Source organism: Pseudoalteromonas sp. SWYJZ12, from assembly GCF_015864395.1.
In the GTDB taxonomy this organism is placed as follows: Bacteria; Pseudomonadota; Gammaproteobacteria; order Enterobacterales; family Alteromonadaceae; genus Pseudoalteromonas; species Pseudoalteromonas arctica.
The window spans coordinates 504,087-521,834 of sequence record NZ_JADYXH010000001.1 but is presented as its reverse complement, the minus strand read 5'-3'; the positions used below and the strand labels follow the sequence as shown (position 1 = coordinate 521,834).

The 17,748-nt window shown below is 39.2% G+C and carries 16 protein-coding genes; 8 read left to right on the top strand and 8 right to left on the bottom strand.

Going from position 1 to position 17,748, the window contains the following annotated elements; genetic code table 11:
* The first annotated feature begins 39 nt into the window (after window positions 1-39).
* From I6F42_RS02240 to I6F42_RS02215, 6 genes are all read left to right on the top strand, one after another.
* Window positions 40-729, top strand: a complete 690-nt coding sequence (locus I6F42_RS02240) for an amino acid ABC transporter substrate-binding protein (protein ID WP_169045147.1) — start codon at window positions 40-42, stop codon at window positions 727-729.
* Window positions 730-877: 148 nt separating this feature from the next.
* On the top strand, window positions 878-2,179 hold the full coding sequence (locus I6F42_RS02235) for a hemolysin family protein (RefSeq protein ID WP_007582388.1): 1,302 nt from the start codon (window positions 878-880) through the stop codon (window positions 2,177-2,179).
* A 289-nt stretch (window positions 2,180-2,468) separates the two neighbouring features.
* Window positions 2,469-3,638 (top strand): efflux RND transporter periplasmic adaptor subunit, encoded by a 1,170-nt coding sequence (locus I6F42_RS02230; RefSeq protein ID WP_010553970.1) that lies wholly within the window; start codon window positions 2,469-2,471, stop codon window positions 3,636-3,638.
* Window positions 3,639-3,650: 12 nt separating this feature from the next.
* Window positions 3,651-6,785, top strand: coding sequence for an efflux RND transporter permease subunit (locus tag I6F42_RS02225; protein WP_197150594.1), 3,135 nt, complete (start codon window positions 3,651-3,653; stop codon window positions 6,783-6,785).
* The gene (locus tag I6F42_RS02220) at window positions 6,782-8,200 is read left to right on the top strand and encodes an efflux transporter outer membrane subunit (RefSeq protein ID WP_007582391.1); all 1,419 of its coding nucleotides are present in this window, start codon (window positions 6,782-6,784) and stop codon (window positions 8,198-8,200) included. The genes I6F42_RS02225 and I6F42_RS02220 overlap by 4 nt, the downstream gene beginning before the upstream one ends.
* 96 nt (window positions 8,201-8,296) lie before the next feature.
* Window positions 8,297-8,923 carry a TetR/AcrR family transcriptional regulator gene (locus I6F42_RS02215; RefSeq protein WP_007582392.1) on the top strand — a complete coding sequence of 209 codons (627 nt, stop codon included), beginning with the start codon at window positions 8,297-8,299 and terminating at the stop codon, window positions 8,921-8,923.
* A 66-nt stretch (window positions 8,924-8,989) separates the two neighbouring features.
* On the opposite strand, the gene I6F42_RS02210 is transcribed toward I6F42_RS02215, so the two are convergent.
* From I6F42_RS02210 to I6F42_RS02185, 6 genes are all read right to left on the bottom strand, one after another.
* Window positions 8,990-10,102, bottom strand: a complete 1,113-nt coding sequence (locus I6F42_RS02210) for a HupE/UreJ family protein (protein WP_197150589.1) — start codon at window positions 10,100-10,102, stop codon at window positions 8,990-8,992.
* Entirely contained in the window at window positions 10,099-11,124 is a 1,026-nt protein-coding gene (locus I6F42_RS02205) for a hypothetical protein (RefSeq protein WP_197150586.1), read from the bottom strand. The genes I6F42_RS02210 and I6F42_RS02205 overlap by 4 nt, the downstream gene beginning before the upstream one ends.
* Window positions 11,125-11,177: 53 nt before the next feature.
* Window positions 11,178-11,687, bottom strand: coding sequence for an Ig-like domain-containing protein (locus tag I6F42_RS02200; RefSeq protein WP_197150582.1), 510 nt, complete (start codon window positions 11,685-11,687; stop codon window positions 11,178-11,180).
* Between the two features lie 11 nt (window positions 11,688-11,698).
* On the bottom strand, window positions 11,699-13,291 hold the full coding sequence (locus tag I6F42_RS02195; protein WP_197150576.1) for a DUF4331 domain-containing protein: 1,593 nt from the start codon (window positions 13,289-13,291) through the stop codon (window positions 11,699-11,701).
* A 158-nt stretch (window positions 13,292-13,449) separates the two neighbouring features.
* Window positions 13,450-14,133 (bottom strand): anti-sigma factor domain-containing protein, encoded by a 684-nt coding sequence (locus I6F42_RS02190; RefSeq protein WP_197150573.1) that lies wholly within the window; start codon window positions 14,131-14,133, stop codon window positions 13,450-13,452.
* Window positions 14,130-14,660 (bottom strand): sigma-70 family RNA polymerase sigma factor, encoded by a 531-nt coding sequence (locus tag I6F42_RS02185; protein ID WP_008171354.1) that lies wholly within the window; start codon window positions 14,658-14,660, stop codon window positions 14,130-14,132. Before I6F42_RS02185 ends, I6F42_RS02190 begins: the two co-directional genes overlap by 4 nt.
* A gap of 349 nt (window positions 14,661-15,009) precedes the next feature.
* Between I6F42_RS02185 and I6F42_RS02180 the strand changes: the two genes are divergently transcribed.
* Window positions 15,010-16,629, top strand: coding sequence for a diacylglycerol kinase family protein (locus tag I6F42_RS02180; protein WP_197150560.1), 1,620 nt, complete (start codon window positions 15,010-15,012; stop codon window positions 16,627-16,629).
* A 50-nt stretch (window positions 16,630-16,679) separates the two neighbouring features.
* Here I6F42_RS02180 and I6F42_RS02175 read toward each other — a convergent pair whose 3' ends face one another.
* Together I6F42_RS02175 and I6F42_RS02170 are read right to left on the bottom strand one after the other, a co-directional pair.
* Window positions 16,680-16,988 (bottom strand): VF530 family DNA-binding protein, encoded by a 309-nt coding sequence (locus I6F42_RS02175; protein ID WP_010553962.1) that lies wholly within the window; start codon window positions 16,986-16,988, stop codon window positions 16,680-16,682.
* 54 nt (window positions 16,989-17,042) lie between these two features.
* On the bottom strand, window positions 17,043-17,345 hold the full coding sequence (locus I6F42_RS02170) for a DUF1496 domain-containing protein (protein WP_008134362.1): 303 nt from the start codon (window positions 17,343-17,345) through the stop codon (window positions 17,043-17,045).
* Window positions 17,346-17,483: 138 nt separating this feature from the next.
* Between I6F42_RS02170 and I6F42_RS02165 the strand changes: the two genes are divergently transcribed.
* Window positions 17,484-17,717 carry a TIGR02647 family protein gene (locus I6F42_RS02165; RefSeq protein WP_007582405.1) on the top strand — a complete coding sequence of 78 codons (234 nt, stop codon included), beginning with the start codon at window positions 17,484-17,486 and terminating at the stop codon, window positions 17,715-17,717.
* Window positions 17,718-17,748 lie beyond the last annotated feature (31 nt).

Below are 17,748 nucleotides of genomic sequence, written 5' to 3'. Positions count from 1 at the left end.
TATTAAATACTTATAATGAGTTAGTTGAGGCCTTGCTAAATGAAATTATTGATCTTTTTATTGTTCATTAGCTGTATTAAAGTTGATGCAACTGAAATCACAATAGTAACGGAAGTATTTCCGGACTTTCAGTATCTCAATGAAGATAATAAACTCGTTGGCCGCTCTGTCGAGAAAGTTCATAAAGCGCTAGAAGGCACTGGTATAAAATACACTATGTTGGCGCATAGTTGGGCCATATCTTACAATGCAGCGCTACGCGATAAAAACACCTGTATATTTTCAATTGTTCGATTACCTAATAGAGAAAGTAAGTTTAACTGGGTAGGTGAACTGGAAAGCTTTGATTCTGCTATTTATGGTCTAAAGTCCAGAGGTATAAAGTTAAATACTCTCAATGATGCTAAAAAATATAAAATAGCAGTACTGCGTGATAACTTTAGTCATCACTATTTGCTTGAGAGGGGCTTTAGTGAGAACAAGCATTTATTACTCATCGATAGCCTAGATAAAATAGATAAACTCATAAGCACTCGTCACGATATCCTTGATTTTGTTGTTCTTAGCAAAAAGCAATTTAGCTATCGAATAAAAACTGAGCCTAGGCTTGAGCTACTTGAGCCATTACTAAATCTAAATACAGCTCAATCTCCATTATTTTTTGCTTGTAATATAAATATGGATCCGGCCTTAGTTGTTCAATTAAAAGTCGCCTTTAAAGGCAATTAAACAGTTTAAAAAAACAGTTTAATCAATGTAACCTCATGAAATTAAGTTACTTTAATATATTTTATAAATATAAATTGCCGCATTTAAAAAACCGATTATAATCCAGCTGCTTTTTGTTTAAAAAAGCACTAACTTTTTGGAGCGTTAAATGGGTGATTTAATCGGGATTAGCTTATTGATCTTGATCAGTGCGTTGTTTGCTATGTCAGAAATAGCAATTGCAGCGTCGCGTAAAATAAAACTGCGAGTAATGGCAGATGAAGGGAATATAAAGGCAGCAGCGGTACTAAAGCTACAAGAAAATCCAGGGGCTTTTTTTGCCATGATCCAAATAGCACTCAACGCGATAGCGATATTGGGTGGTATTGTGGGCGAGCAGGCCTTATCGCCTTATGTTGAAAGTGTGTTGGTATTGTTTTATCAAGGTGCACATTTAGAAAAAATTAGCTTTTTATTCTCGTTTTTTACTATTACATCCTTGTTTATATTGTTCGCCGATTTAATGCCAAAGCGTTTAGCGATGATCATGCCAGAAGCGGTCGCTGTTAGAGTGGTTACAATAATGCGCTGGGTTACCTTTGCATTAACCCCGCTGGTGATGTTTTTTAATGGTGTCACTAACTTTGTGCTGCGCTTATTTAAAGTACCCGCTGAGCGAGAAGACAATGTGACAACTGAGGACATTGTTGCCATGATGGAAGCAGGTGCTGCATATGGCAGTTTACAAAAGCAAGAGTATGAACTCATTGGCAATGTGTTTGACCTAGAAGCGCGATTTTTATCAAGCGTAATGACGCCACGCGACCAAATTGTATATTTTGATTTAAACGAATCTAGCCATGATATTGCGACTAAAATTATTGACCATCCTCATAACCACTTTTTAGTGGTGTCAGGAAATTTAGATAAGTTGCATGGCTCTGTTGAATCTAAAGATATTTTACGACAAGTACTAAAGGGCGAAGCTGCCAATATAAACGATGATCTCATTGATAAAGATGTTTTTTACTTACCCGAAACATTAAGCCTATCAGAAGCTTTAAATGCGTTTAAAAGCGCAGCAAAACCATTTGCTGTTGTAGTAAACGAATATGCGCTTTCGGTGGGTATTGTAACGGTAAAAGATTTAATGAAAGGGTTTATGGGTGATTTAATTACTCATCAAGGCGACGAATTAATCATAGAACGCGATAAAAATTCATGGCTTGTAGATGGCTTAACCCCAATTACCGATTTAGCAAAAGTACTTGATATAGAAGAATTTCCTGATCAGATGCACTATGAAACGGTCGCTGGCTTTTTAATTTACAATATGAAGCGAATACCTAAACGCGCGGAGCATTTAACTTTTTCAGGCTTTAAGTTTGAAGTTGTTGATGTAGAAGGAATTAGGGTAGAGCAGTTGTTAGTTTCAAGGGTTATTAACCCGCAGAGTGCTAATATCCTTTAAAATAAGGTGTGCGCTTTAGTTTTTATATAAATAGCCAAGCTGTATTTGCTTGGCTTTTTTGTGTCTGTTAAAAACTTCGTTTCTAAAATGAGATATTATTTCAATATGTTAAGTTGTTTTATTTTCATACAGTCTTGATTCTATTTTCATCTAATTAACATTAAATGCAACCTAAGACGTATATTGTACTGAGGAGTGTAAGTTTGTGTAAATTTCTTCTAATTAAGATTCATTATCAGCGCGTTTTAATTTAGAATGATCGTTCACTCTAAACTAAAAGGTATTTAACATGCAGCGTTCCCGCATCGCTTTATTTGTATTGTCAGCCCTCGTCGGTTCTGTTGCTTTAACTGGTTGCGATCAGGCTGCTGAGCAGTCACAAGCTTCAGCTCCTAAAGCTGTACCAGTGGGTGTACTTACATTAAAAAGCCAAGCGCTTACTCTCAAAAAAGAACTTCCTGGTCGTATCAGTGCATTTCAAATTGCTGAAATTCGCCCACAAGTAAGTGGTATTGTGCAATCTCGTTTATTTGTTGAAGGTAAAGAGGTTAAACAAGGCCAGGCTCTGTATCAAATAGACCCTGCGACATTTGAAGCAGACTTAGCAGCAAGTGAAGCAAGTGTTGCACGTGCTCAGGCGAGTATTTCAAGTAGTAAAGCTAAAGCATCTCGTTTTAGCGAGCTTTTAAAAATAAAAGCGGTAAGTCAGCAAGACTTTGATGAAGCAGATGCTGCATACAAACAAGCAAAAGCAGAATTATTAACGGCTAAAGCGCAGTTAAAATCGGCGCAAATTAACCTTGATTACAGCCATGTGTCGTCACCAATTAGTGGTCAAATTAGTAAATCAAGCGTAACTGTAGGTGCACTAGTTAGTGCTAACCAAAGTACTGCACTTGCTACAGTGACTCAGTTAGATCCAATTTATATCGATTTAACACAATCAAGTAATGAGCTTACCAAACTTAAAAAAGCAATATCATCAGGTGCTCTAAGTGTTGATTCGACTAGCCAAACTGACGTTGAACTTATTATGGAAGATGGCTCTGTTTATCCTCATAAAGGCACATTGCAGTTTTCTGAAGTGACAGTTGATCCAAGTACTGGCTCAGTAATACTACGTGCTAAATTTTCAAACCCAGAAAAATTATTACTGCCAGGCATGTATGCCCGAGCTTCTATTGTGGAAGGTGTTAAGGCGGGTGCTATTTTAGCTCCGCAACGTGGTGTTAGCCGTAATTCAAAAGGCGAACCAACAGCAATGGTTGTCAGCAAAGACAACACAGTAGAAAGCCGCGTATTAAAAGTAGATAGAACTATTGGTTCTGATTGGCTTGTTACTGATGGCTTAATGGATGGCGATAAGTTAATAGTTGAAGGTTTACAAAAAATCCGCCCTGGTGCACCAGTGAATCCATCTGAAATTCAATCGTCTACTAAAGCCGATCAAGCGCAATAACGGAGAGTTTTAATGTCACGATTTTTTATCGATAGACCGATATTTGCTTGGGTACTCGCTATTGTAGTGATGCTTGCAGGTATTTTGGCGATTAGGAGTTTACCTATTTCGCAGTATCCTTCAATTGCACCACCTGCAGTGAGTATTACTGCAACGTACCCTGGTGCATCTGCACGTACACTTGAAGATACGGTAACGCAAGTTATTGAGCAAAAAATGAAAGGACTTGATGGCCTGCTTTATATGTCATCTACGTCTGAGTCGAGTGGTTCTGCTACGCTTACACTTTCATTTAGCGCTGAAACTGACCCTGATATTGCACAAGTTCAAGTGCAAAATAAACTAGCGACAGCGACTCCACTATTACCAGAAGCCGTTCAAAGGCAAGGTGTTGTAGTTGCAAAGTCAGCGCGTAACTTTTTAATGGTTTATGCTTTTGTGTCTAAAGATGGCAGCATGACCAATATTGATATTGGCGATTATGTTTCATCAAACGTGCAAGATATTGTCTCGCGTGTTGAAGGCGTAGGTGAAGTGCAGCTGTTTGGTTCTCAGTACGCGATGCGTATTTGGTTAGACCCTTCAAAGTTACAAAATTATAAGCTGACACCTGCTGATATTAGTGCATCAATTAGTGCGCAAAATGCACAAGTATCTGCCGGTCAACTTGGCGGTATGCCTGCCGTTGATGGTCAGCAACTTAATGCAACAGTAACAGCGCAAAGTCGATTACAAACGCCAGAGCAATTTGAACAAATATTGATTAAAACTAATCCAGATGGCTCTTTTGTACGTCTAGAGGACGTTGCTAGAGTAGAGCTTGGCGGTGAAAGCTACCGCGTTGTTGCTCGTTACGATGGGCAACCTGCATCAGGGTTAGGTATTAAACTAGCCAGTGGTGCTAACGCACTTGATACTGCCGCTGGAGTTAAAAAAGCAATTGAAGAGCTAAAACCGTTTTTCCCTGAAGGGTTAGATGCTGTTATACCTTACGACACAACGCCGTTTGTATCGTTATCTATCGAAAAAGTTATTCACACCTTAATTGAAGCTGTTGTACTTGTTTTTGTAGTTATGTATTTGTTCCTACAAAACTTTAGGGCAACACTTATACCAACAATAGCAGTGCCAGTGGTTTTACTAGGTACGTTTGGTATTTTGTACACCTTTGGTTATTCAATAAATACGCTAACGATGTTTGCGATGGTACTTGCCATAGGCTTATTGGTAGATGACGCAATCGTTGTTGTAGAAAACGTTGAGCGCTTAATGACCGAGGAAAAACTCTCGGCACTTGAAGCTACGCGTAAATCGATGGATGAAATTAAAGGCGCGCTGGTAGGTATTGCCATGGTGCTTTCTGCGGTATTTATCCCAATGGCATTCTTTAGTGGTTCTACCGGTATTATTTATCGTCAGTTTTCTATAACACTGGTATCGGCGATGGGGTTATCTGTTTTAGTTGCTCTTATTTTAACGCCTGCATTGTGTGCAACGCTTTTAAAACCAAGCCATGTACATAACAATGAGACGTTATTTGGCCGATTTTTTACAGGCTTTAACCGTGGTTTTGATAAAACAAATTCAGGTGCACAAAGCTTTGTAGGCCGTATGCTTACGCACTCTAAACGCTACTTACTTATTTATGGCGTGATTGTGGGCGGTATGGTTTATGTATTCTCAAGCTTGCCAACGGCATTTTTACCTGACGAAGACCAAGGTATTTTGTTTAACCAAGTATCATTACCGGCAGGCTCTACAACACAACAAACGCTTGAGGTTGTTAAGAAGGTAGAAAATCACTTTTTAAACGATCAATCTGAAGCTGTGAATGGTATTTTTACCGTTACTGGTTTTAGTTTTGCAGGCTCTGGCCAAAACTCAGCAATTGCCTTTGTTAACCTTAAACATTGGGATGAGCGTCAACGTGACGAGTTATCTGTTCAAGGTGTTGCAGGTAAAGCGATGGGGTACTTTTCAACGATAAAAGAAGCGTTTGTGTTTGCATTCCCGCCACCTGCAATTGTTGAACTGGGTACTGCTAATGGCTTCAATATTTTCTTACAAGACCGTGTAGGCCTTGGCCATGACGCACTTTTGGCGGCACGAAATCAGTTATTAGGTTTAGCAAGCCAAAGTCCAATTTTAGCGGGCGTACGTCCAAATGGACAAGAAGATATGCCAGAACTACAACTTGATACAGATTTGGCAAAAGCCGAAGCGCTTGGCGTGTCGCAAAACGATATTAACAGTACACTTTCGACAGCATGGGGTAGTAGTTATGTGAATGACTTTATTGACCGTGGTCGAGTTAAAAAAGTGTATATGCAAGGTGATGCACAATCGCGCATGGTGCCTGAGGATCTAAATAAATGGTATGTGCGCAATGACAATGGCGATATGGTGCCGTTTTCAGCGTTTGCTAGTGCCTACTGGACGTATGGTTCGCCACGTTTAGAGCGTTACAATGGTTTTTCAGCAATGGAAATTCAAGGTAGTGCAGCGCCGGGTTACAGTACAGGCCAAGCAATGGATGAAATGGAGCGTTTAGTTAAACAATTACCTAATGGTATTTCGTCTGAGTGGACCGGTATTTCATTCCAAGAGCGCTCAAGTAGTGGTCAAGCACCTTTACTATATGGCTTATCGCTATTGTTTGTATTTTTATGTTTAGCTGCACTTTATGAAAGTTGGTCGGTACCGTTTGCGGTAATGATGATTGTGCCACTGGGTATATTTGGTGCAATTATGGCAGCGCTAGGCGGTGGCTTATCTAACGATATTTACTTGCAGGTAGGCTTGTTGACCACCATTGGTTTGGCATCTAAAAATGCGATACTGATTGTAGAGTTTGCAATTCATAAAATGGATGATGGGCTTGGCTTAGTTGATGCGGCTATTGCAGCTGTACGCTTACGTTTACGTCCAATACTTATGACTTCGATGGCCTTTATTTGTGGTGTTTTACCGCTTGCTATTGCCTCAAGTGCGGGTTCTGGTGCGCAAAATGCGTTAGGTATTTCGATTATTGGCGGCACACTCGCATCATCAATATTAGTTGTTGTATTTGTACCGTTGTTCTTTGTGTTAGTTCGCCGTGTATTCCCTGGTAAAACTAACGAGACAACAAAGGAGAGCGCAGAATGAGCATTAAAACATTCAGCCTAAGTGCAATTGCTTTATTGGTGCTAAGTGGTTGTCAATTAGCGCCAGAGCAAAAAGACCTTGCTCTACCAGTATCTGATGCTTATGCATCAGGTACTGAGCAAAGCGCTGCGCAGCAATTAAATTGGCAGCAGTTTTTTAATGATGAAAAGCTACAAACCTTAATTACGCAAAGCCTTGAGCACAATAAAGACATGCAAATTGCAGTGCTTAATGTGCAGCGTGTTCGTGGTTTGTATCAAATCGAAGATTCTGCTTTGTATCCGTCGCTTGATTTAAATGCTTCTGGTACGCGCCAGCGTTTACCGGCTGATTTGTCGGGTACTGGCGATGCAGCTATTAGCTCGCAATACAGTGCAACAGTGGGCATTACGTCTTACGAGTTAGATATTTGGGGCAAAGTACGCAATCAATCAGCGCAAGCACTCCAAAATTTATACTCTACAGAGCTTAGCCAATACAGTACGCAGGTGTCTTTAATTTCAGAGTTGGCAAATGCGTGGCTTAGTTACGCGACGGACTTACAACTGCTAGAGCTTGCAAAAGAAACGCTCACCTCTCAGCAAGAGTCATTATCGCTTACGCAAAAAAGTTTTGATTTAGGTGCAACTTCTTCAATTACCCTTGAGCAGCTTAGAAGTACAGTTGCTACAGCAAAAGTAGACATAGCAACGTACAAACGTTTGTTAAAGCGTGATAAAAGTGCCCTAGATTTATTAGTGGGTAAATCTGTTTCAGCTGATTTACTGCCTAGTAAAGACCTGACTAACTTGATCAGTATGCCAGAAGTGCCGGTCGGTTTACCGTCTGACCTGTTATCGCAACGCCCTGATATTAAAGCCGCTGAGCATTTAATGCTTGCTGCAAATGCCAATATTGGTATTGCACGTGCAGCGTTTTATCCAAGTATTAGCTTAACAGCCAATGCCGGGTCTGCTTCAAGTGATTTAAGTGGCTTGTTTGATTCAGGCTCGGGTACATGGAGTTTTGTGCCGTCAATTAGCCTACCTATTTTTAATATGGGACGTAACCAAGCAAATCTTGATGTAGCAAAAGCTGATCAAGAAATTGCAGTGGCTACTTATCAGCAAAAAATTCAAAATGCGTTTCGCGAAGTTGCCGATGCACTTGCTGATAGAGAAGGTTACCAAGAGCAATTAAGTGCCCTTGATATGCTTATAAGTAGCCGACAAATCACATTTGATTTATCAAAAATGCGTTACGAAAAAGGCGCAGATAGCTACTTGCAAGTACTTGATGCTCAGCGTACATGGTACGGCGCGCAGCAACAGTTAATTTCGGGTCAGCAAGCGTATCTTGCAAGCCAAATTAACTTGTACAAAGCGCTTGGTGGCGGATGGAACGTAACCAGTGAAACAGCTCAGGAAGAGAAATAATATTTGCGGCTTTTAAAGCCGCATTACATATTTATATAGCGAGACTATTTATAGCTCTTGCTTTACTGAGTTTATGACTTGGTAGTGGAGTTGAACATGAAGCCTAAAGCAAAAAGGCAAACAGATCCCGCGATAGCACTGGCTAGGCGCGAACAAATACTAACAGCTGCTGCAGAGTGTTTTCGCCGAAAAGGTTACCACGGTGCAGGCATGGCTGAAATATCTAAAACGGCAGGGATGAGTGCGGGCCATATTTATAATTACTTTGAAAGTAAAGAAGCCATTATAGAAAGCATTATTGAAAAAGACATGGAAGAAATGTTTTCTATCTTCCAACAGTTTGAAGATCACCCAGGTGATGTTTTAGCAGCTCTTTTAGATGGCTTAAACATTGGTGTGCAAAGGCACATGGACACAGGGGCATGTGTAGTTGATTTAGATATGATGGCTGAAGCAGGTCGAAATGTTAAAGTAGCTTCATTGCTACGTGATATGGATACTCAAGCACGCGGGCGCATGAGACAGCTTTTAACTAGCGAGCGAAGTGCGCTCAAAGACATTGATGAGCTTGAACTTGAAAGTCGAATTAATGTTATTTTTTCGATGATGGCAGGGTTATTACTTAGAAAGTTACTCTACCCAGAGTTAACCGAAGAAACAGTACTAATAGCGCTTCGCCCGGCGATGAAAACATTACTGATGCCATTTGATAAAGCGCAGTAACGCTCAAAATAAATAACCAAAAGTAAGCTAGCCAATACTTTGGCTAGCTTTTTTATTTTAGTCTATTTAAAATCGCTCGATTGACCACTGAAGTGCAATGATTGCGATAGCAACGGAGCCCATTGGCATTAACCACTTTTTATACCAAGTGTAGTGTCGTACATAAATGAGTATTGGTAAGGCTACTAGTAAGATACTAAGTTGACCGATTTCGACGCCTAAATTAAACGCCAATATACTAAGCAGTTGATAGTCGCTCGACAAGCCAAGCTCGCCAAGTACGCTCGCAAATCCCATCCCATGTAGTAAACCAAAAGCAAAAGTAAGCCAACCTAAACGAAGTACCAACGGCCACACATTATTTAATGCTGCAAATAAAACCGATATAGCAATTCCAAGCTCTACCCAGCGGCTATTTGGTGAGACTAAGTTCATAGCTGTTGCGGTAAGCGTAATAGAGTGCGCAAGCGTAAACGCGGTTACTATCCATGCTGTGTGTTTAATAATTTGTTTTTTAGAGCTAATACCTTGCCATGCTTTATCGCTGCGTTTTAAAACACAGGTAAGTAACAGGGCGATTAAAAATAAAATATGATCAATACCAATCCAAATATGTAAAACACCCTGATACACGTATTGATTAAACGTACTCAAATAACTTGTTTGCTCAAAGCTGAACGTTTGTTGTGCCTCGTTGATATTAAATACACGAGATACACCGTTTATATTTACGATGGATTTATGATTGGCATCGGTATTAAAAAAAGCAGAATAAGAAAGGGAGATTACTTTATTGTCATCACAGCTAAACAGCAGCGGAATAACCAAATAAGGCTGATTAAAATGGTTATCTAGCTGATAGATACCTTCACTTTTTAAAGGGCATGATTGCGCGTTTTGCGTGATATTTAAATTTTCTTCAATGAAGTTATTAATTGAGCTGCGTTTTGCTTTTATTTCTGTCCACGAAATTTGCCCGTTTTTATCTAAATCCAGAGGAACTGCGTGCTCTAAGTCGGCTATATTAATTTGCCAGGTACCCGTGTATTGGTTTTTGTTGGTGTCGTTATTGTTCTCGCTATTTAAGGTTATATAACTTGTACTTAGTTGATGGGCAAAGCTGTAAGTTGAAAAAATGCACAGCATTAAAGTGAGTATAAATAGATAAGGCGTTTTCATAGTGTGTCTCGTTGCATCGCTTTTGCTTGAATAAGTAATTGCTCATCGGTGCTCATTTTAGCCTGTTGCCAATTAATATGAGCCCAGTAAAGTGCTTTTTCGCGATTTGGTTGTACATCAAGGTAATATTTAGCTAAGTCACTTGCATGAAAAGAATCTTTGCGAAGCTCTCGTAGTGTAACTCTTTGCGCCATTGTATTTTGCCATTTTTTATCGCGTTTATTTAGTTTTTTTTCTGCGATTGAAAGTCTTAGCAAAATAGCATCCTCTAAATTACTTTTATCAGGAAGCAGTACGCTTAATGTATTTAATACTTGTTGTGGTTGATTTAGAGCAATTTGAATATCGGCCCATAAAACAATTAGGCTCACAGGGGCTTGAACTAAATCTACACTTTGTAAGTGAGACAATGCTTGTTTGTAGTTATTTAAACGATAGCTCATTTCACTTAAAACATGGTTTGTAGCTAGGCTAGTTTGATTATTATTTATAATTTTTACTAATGCTTGGTAGCTGTCTAAAACGCTTTCATGTTGGCTTTGTACATCGAGTACACAGGTGCTAGCAGTAATAGTGCTTACTTGCCCAATTAAGGCTACGCAGTGTTTTTTTGCTTGTGCGAACTTACCTTGAGTCATAAATATATTGGCTAGCAATAAATGGCTATTACTATGTTTTGGCTCTTTAATCAAAACGTTGTTAGCAATATCAATAGCTTCGTTGAAAAGGTGCTCTTTTTGTAAAACGCGAGCATATAAGTAACCAATTTGAGATGAGGGTGTTTGTTTATATAGCTGGGCTAAACGGGTTTTAAGTAGCCCCTGTAAGCGCTCTGTTTGGCCGGCATATTGGCTGTTAGTGACTAATGTATTTATCTCGTCAACAGAGAGGGAAGCACTAAGCGTTGAATTACTTTTAGCAATAACTGCATCATCTTTTGGGGTAAAAGGCGCAGCGCTTAACGCAAGGGGTGTTAGGCATAAAGTAATAAATGCGACGGACTTAAAAATTGATAAATGCATTATAAATATCCTTTGAAAAAAGCCATCCATGGCCTGTCAGCTTAATTACTTGGTTAGTTACCGTTTGTTGAAATTAATCCATCAACATCGGTATCGGTGTTTGTAAACACCCGACCGTTAACAGTTAACGGCTCTGCATTTGGGGCTTGATTAAATGCATCGGTTGCAAATTGAGCAAAGTCGACTTGTAGTGCGTCAATTGTAATGTTCACTGTTGCAGTTACTTGCGAATTAACGCCATCACTTACACCAAACATAAAACTATCTGAACCTGTCACTTCTTTATTCGGTGTGTAGGTAAAGTTACCATCGCTATTAACGGTAACAGTTCCAATAGTTGGCTCACTTGTTAACGAGTAAGTCAGTGAATCGCCATCATTGTCGGTTGCGCTAAGCATATCGGTAATGCTTACTTCAGTTTGTGTAGTTAGTATTGCATCACTTGCTGTAGGCGCTGTGTTTACAACCGGAGTAGGCTGTTTTTTATCATCATCGCTACTACATGCTCCCAATGTTAATGCACTGAGGAGAACACAAATATGGGTAGTTTTTAAATTACGCATTATTTTACTCCTTATTTAGAGCCAGCAAGCGGTGTTGCAAGGTATGGGAATGATGAATCCATCATTGTTGCATCAATAGGTGCGCCGTCTGTAAATGGCACTGTGCCTGTATTAGCATCCTCTGGTGCACAAAGTCCTAAATCAGTGTCTTCACCATTTACAGGAATAGGATGACATAAACGACCCATCACAACACGAAGTGCAATATCAACCACATCATCACCCGGGCGACGACCATTTGGGAAGCCGGCTAAATCATTACCCGCTACACCAAATGCAGATTGATCAGCTTGCGCTGTTGCTGCAATGCCTGTATTTAAACGTAGCATTTCTGAAGGTGTTACAGTTGCTTGTTGATTAACGCCTGCAAAACCTGTTAAAAATGCAGTGATTAAATCAGTACGCGGGAAGTTTGTGGGTGCCAGTGTTTCTAAGCTTGCGCCAAGGGTCGTATTAACAGCATCTTTAAACAAAATGTTTAATAACTCTGGTAGTGCTGGATGAGATACATAATCTAAAAATTGTGCATCATCTTTAGGGTGAGCAGTAGAGAATGTGTCTTTGTCTTTAATGCCAATTACAAGCTCGTTTACAAGCGGGCTACCCAAGCGTGAAACTTGTGTTAAAGCACCACCATTAACGGCGTTATTAGCAAATTTAGCATTAGGGTTTAATACGCGAGCTTGAGGTAGGCTTGCTGTTGTCCACGAACCTATTACGCCGTTACCTTCACCAACAATACAGCTCTTAGGTATTTCGATAGCGATTGACGTTACGTTTTTATCTGCAAGGTCGTCGTTATCAGCTGATTGTGTTATACCACCTGGAAAACCGCCGCCGTCACCAGCACCAGGGGCGCTATCACCCTCTACAGGTACATAGTTAACTAAATCAAATGTTTTACCTAGGTTAACTACAAATGGGTCTTTACGTTGTCCTACAAAAACTTGTGCCATGCTTTCACAGTTAGGAATTGAAACCTGATACACAAATTGGTCAGCGTAAGTTTGGTAATCGCTCATTGAACCAAATGTTTTATTGCCCACATAATCAAGTGGTTTAGAAAATGTACTTGAGTTTGATGCTGTGTTGTTTAATACCGTTGTTTCGCCAGTACGCTGCGCGCCGCTAATCATGCTCATTGTGTATGATTCACTAAAATTTGCAGCGCTGTCATCACCGGCAGATACACCGCCTACATTTTTAAGCGGTACAGACACGGTGCGTTGATTACCTTCAGGTCCAACAGTTAATTGCACACCTTGGTTATCATTAGGAAGCATGCTTTTAAAGTTAAACGCAAATGTAATATCTTCAACAGCATCGCCGTCGTTATCTATATGAATGCTGTAGGTAGCATCTGGGTCCATTGCAAAGTAATTAGGACCGCCGTATGCGTCTTGCAGTGGGATATAGTTAGCAATTAATGTTACAAAATCATCACGACCTTGCTCGTAACTATTAAATACATAAAAATCGGTTGAGTCTAAAGTCGGGAAACGGCTTATATTTGGCGCTTCTCTGTGGCTTGATGCTTCACTTGGTGCACTTACAAACGTACTACATATTACTACTGCGAGTATTGATGGAGTTAAAGCTTTCATGACTTTGTCCTTTAGTTTTGATTGAAGTCATAGCTAATAACGGGGCAGGATTTAAATTGGATGCAAAAAAGTTAAATTATTTTTATTTTTTGTTAAAAAAGTTTTGAAGAAGGTTGGCTGCTTTATTTAAGCAGCCAACTTTGGTCATAATAGTAGGGTTATAAAAGTACCAGCTCTGTGGTGTATAGTACCTCAGTAGGAGATCCATTTGGCGAGCCGCCAATAGGTTCTAAGCTTACGGCTAGCAATGCAATATCACTTGCGTTAAAACGGTTATCTTTTAATAATATTTTACTGCCTTGCTTGGGAAGTAAACCCAGTGAAATAGGTGCATCTTGCCCTTTTAAAATCATCCACAACTCATAATCTTTGTTAGTTTGGGCAACCAATTGGCTACTGGTTTTAATTGAGAGCCCTTGCTCGTTAACATCAATAAACCATAATGATTGTTTATCTTGATTTTGAACCAAAGCAATTTGTTGCGTGTGCATAACATTGGTACTAGGTTGAATAACCAAAAAGGCTAAAACAATACACGCAGCAGTTGCCACAAAAGACCATGTACGCCAAATTGAAGGCTTGGTATGTATGACTGTTTTACTTGTTTGTGGCCTGTTTTCAATACGCTGTAGTATATTTACCCATACATCGTCACGTGGCGTTTGCGGTGTGATAGCACTCGCTAAGTTGTTTAGGTTTTGCTCCCATAGACTTGTTGCTTCACGTGCTTGATTTGAGTTAAGTAACAGACGCTGAAAACGCTTACGGGCAAGCCCTCTAAGTGTGCCAAGCACGTACTGCCCAGCAAGCGCGTCTAATAGTTCGGGTTTATTATAATTCATAATGTTAAACACCTTTGTAGCTGCATAAGCCCACGCCTGATCCAGCTTTTAACTGTACCTAATGGCGTTTCTATATGATCCACTAACTCGCTATGACTCAGCCCCTTATAATAAGCTAAGTGAATAGCTTGTTTTTGTTGCGGCTCAAGCTGTTCGATACAATTAACCAGTTTCGTTTCTTCATCGTAATTAACGTCAACACTTTCATTTTCATTTTCATATTCGTCATCGCCTAACGACTGCTCTTTCCGTACTTTGTGATAGCGCAGTGAGTCAAGACTTCTATACCTAACTATACTTATCATCCAACTAATAACGGTGCCTTTAGAGGCGTTATATTCAGATGCGTTATGCCAAATTTTTATAAAAGCGTCTTGTAGTGCCTCTTCCGCATAAGCTCTGTTAGTGAGCATATTTAAACTAATAGCAAAAAGTTTGCCGCTAGTTTGTTGATATAAACTTGAGAAAGCATTTTTGTCTCCTTGTGCTGTTGCGCACAAAAGAGGGAGTAAATCATCGTTATCCATAGGGGTCCTGTTTTTCTTATTATCATTGAGTAAACGGTTGAGAGTGTGATTTGGATGCAAAAAATTTAATTGATTTTTAGATTAGCTGCTTTATACGTTAGTACAAGCAATAACCGATCAGTGTTTGAAATTTAGACGTGTAAGTATAATTTATTCACATGTTTGTAAAAAATGCACAAAGAGCAGATTGCACTTAAATTTATTTTATTATTAACATTACATATCAATAACCTATTATTTTAATTTGAATTTAAAATGCCATTTATATGGCGTGATATTTGCAAAAGAGTACATAAAGCCGTTTAAATTAAAATTAGAAAATCGGAATTATTTACACAAAGGAGAAACTATGTGGGCTGCAATTGGTTATTCACTTTTAGCATTACTACTTATTTTTATTGGTTGGGAAGTAAACTCTGTTTACTTTGCTATTGTTTTTTATTGGACTGCACTGTCACTTTTATTAGTGAGTACCGCATATATTTTTAATACAGCAAAAATATTTAGAAAACGTGAAAATGGGGTGATCCCATTTTATATACGTTGGGCGTTTGTGCCATTTTTATTTGGTGTGCAAATTTATAATGCCTGGTCACGTAAGCGCGATAAAGTGCCGCCAATTCAAAAAATAAACGAAAACCTATTTTTAGCTTGCCGATTATTTCCCTCAGACATAGACACATTAAAAGATAACGGAATTACTGCAATTTTAGACGTTACGTGTGAATTCGACGGACTCGAGTGGAGTTCAACACAAGAGAATATAAATTACTTAAACATTCCGGTGCTCGATCATAGTATTCCTACCCATTCTCAGTTAAATCAGGCTATTAATTGGATACATCATCATATTAAAGAAAACCGTCGCGTAGTTGTACATTGTGCTTTAGGCCGTGGGCGCTCTGTTTTTGTAATGGCGGCTTATTTATTGAGTCAAAACAAAAATGCAGATGTACATGAAGTACTTGCACAAATAAAGGAAACCCGCGAAACCGCAAACTTAAATAAGCATCAGCTTCGTCATTTAGCTAAGCGTCATAAAAAAGGCGAGCTGCTGATTAAAAACAAAGCAGTTTTAATTGCAAATCCAGTATCTGGTACACGATTATGGCAAGAAAAAGAGCACTTAATTGTTGCGCGGTTATCGGCCTATTACGATTTAAAAGTACTTACTACTTCACAAGACGTAAGCGGTATTGAGCTGGCTAAACAAGCGATTACGCAAAAACCAGACATAATAGTAGCGTGTGGAGGCGATGGTACAGTGGCCGAAGTTGCAAGCGTACTTGTAAATACACAATGTAAGCTAGGTATTATACCAATGGGGACTGCAAACGCACTTGCGCATGTGTTGATGGGGATTAGCTCTAAATTTATTCCTGTTGAACAAGCTTGTGACTTAATTATAGATGGTCAAACAAGCACAATAGATACAGCTTATTGTAATAACGAATTAGTACTACTACTCGCGGGTATTGGTTTTGAGCAATCTATGATAGAAAAAGCAGATAGAGAGTCGAAAAATAAGTCGGGGCAACTTGCCTATTTAAATGGCTTTTTTGAAGCGTTTGGCGAGCAAAAATCACAGTTACTTAGTGTGAAACTCGATGATAATGAGCCGAAAGAAATATGTACAAATAGCTTTATTGTGGCTAATGCTGCGCCTTTTACAACGTTATTGGCTCAAGGTGGTGGGCAGCCAAATCATAGTGACGGGCTTCTTGATGTGAATTGGCTAACACCAAATAATGAAAATTCTACGACAATATTGAGTATTGCAGAACTGATGTTTAGCAGTTTAACGCAAACACATTTAGCTATAAATTCGCATCATACAAATGCTAAAAGAGTCGAGGTGACAGGCGAAGGAGAGCTTAAGTACGTACTTGACGGTGAAGTTAAAACTGCTCACAAACTCGTTATTACTATTGAGCCGGCCTCATTAAATGTGATTTGCAAAGAGCAATAAATCGCGCTAATTACAATCAAAAAAGGAGCTAAATTAGCTCCTTTTTTACATCATTTTTTAATTGATGGCCAAACAAACCCTGTTGTATCCGGCGCTTGAGAAGATGTTTCTCTCGGCGCACTTTTTGGTCTACGAATAGGTTTGTTATTTATAGTGTGAATATAAAGTGCTTCCACTTTATCGCGAGCCCAAGGCGTTTTACGCAAAAACTTTAAACTCGATTTAATGCTCGGTTGATCAGTAAAGCATTTGATTTTTACTTGCTCGCCAAGTGTTCTCCAGCCAAGTCGCTGTTCTAACTCAACAAGTATTTGTTCTAACGTTACCCCATGTAAAGGGTTTTTAGGTTGATTATCCATAGCCATACTACTTATTTAAACTGCGTGCATTGTAGCTCAAATCATCTTTTAGCGCTAATTCACAGTGATTGTTTTAGGAGCTGTTGGGTAAATAGCATTACCCTGTTTATCTATTTTAAGCCAAATGAGTTGGCTGTTACTGTGCTGGGGTGTTTTAGCACCGCACAAAAGTGTAAATGAGTGAATTTGTATTAATGCGCCTTCGCTATAGCGTTTGTTGTCGTACCAACAGTTTGATTCTTCATTTACAAACTGGTTTGCATCAATAATTGAATGGGTTTTAAGGGTTGTTGCTTCACTAAGTATTGAATACGATAAGCTGCTAAAACAAAAGCATAGAATTAAAAAGTTACGCATTAGAGGCCTTTAAATAGGGAGGGTTAAAAATAATACATTAAGCTAAAAAACGTGCTAGTGTAAAGTACACAAAGTGATTTTAATTATAAACTTAGTTACTCACAGAACAACTTGGATTCAAATAAAAAGGTGCACACAATGCAATTTAATCAAACAATGATCGAAGAATTCACACTATTAGCGAAGTTTCCTCGCGACAGTAAAATGCAGGGTATTAAATTACACTCAGACGCAGAGCCAAGCTTACTTAGTGCAGCGCAACGTTTATTTGAAAAAGGGATTATAGATAGCCCAGATGGCGGATATTTAACTGATCTGGGCTTAGATTTAATTGAGCACATTACGGTTATTCATAGTGCGCTACAAAGCTAGCTAACCTGAACTCTAGTTAGTTACTGAACTA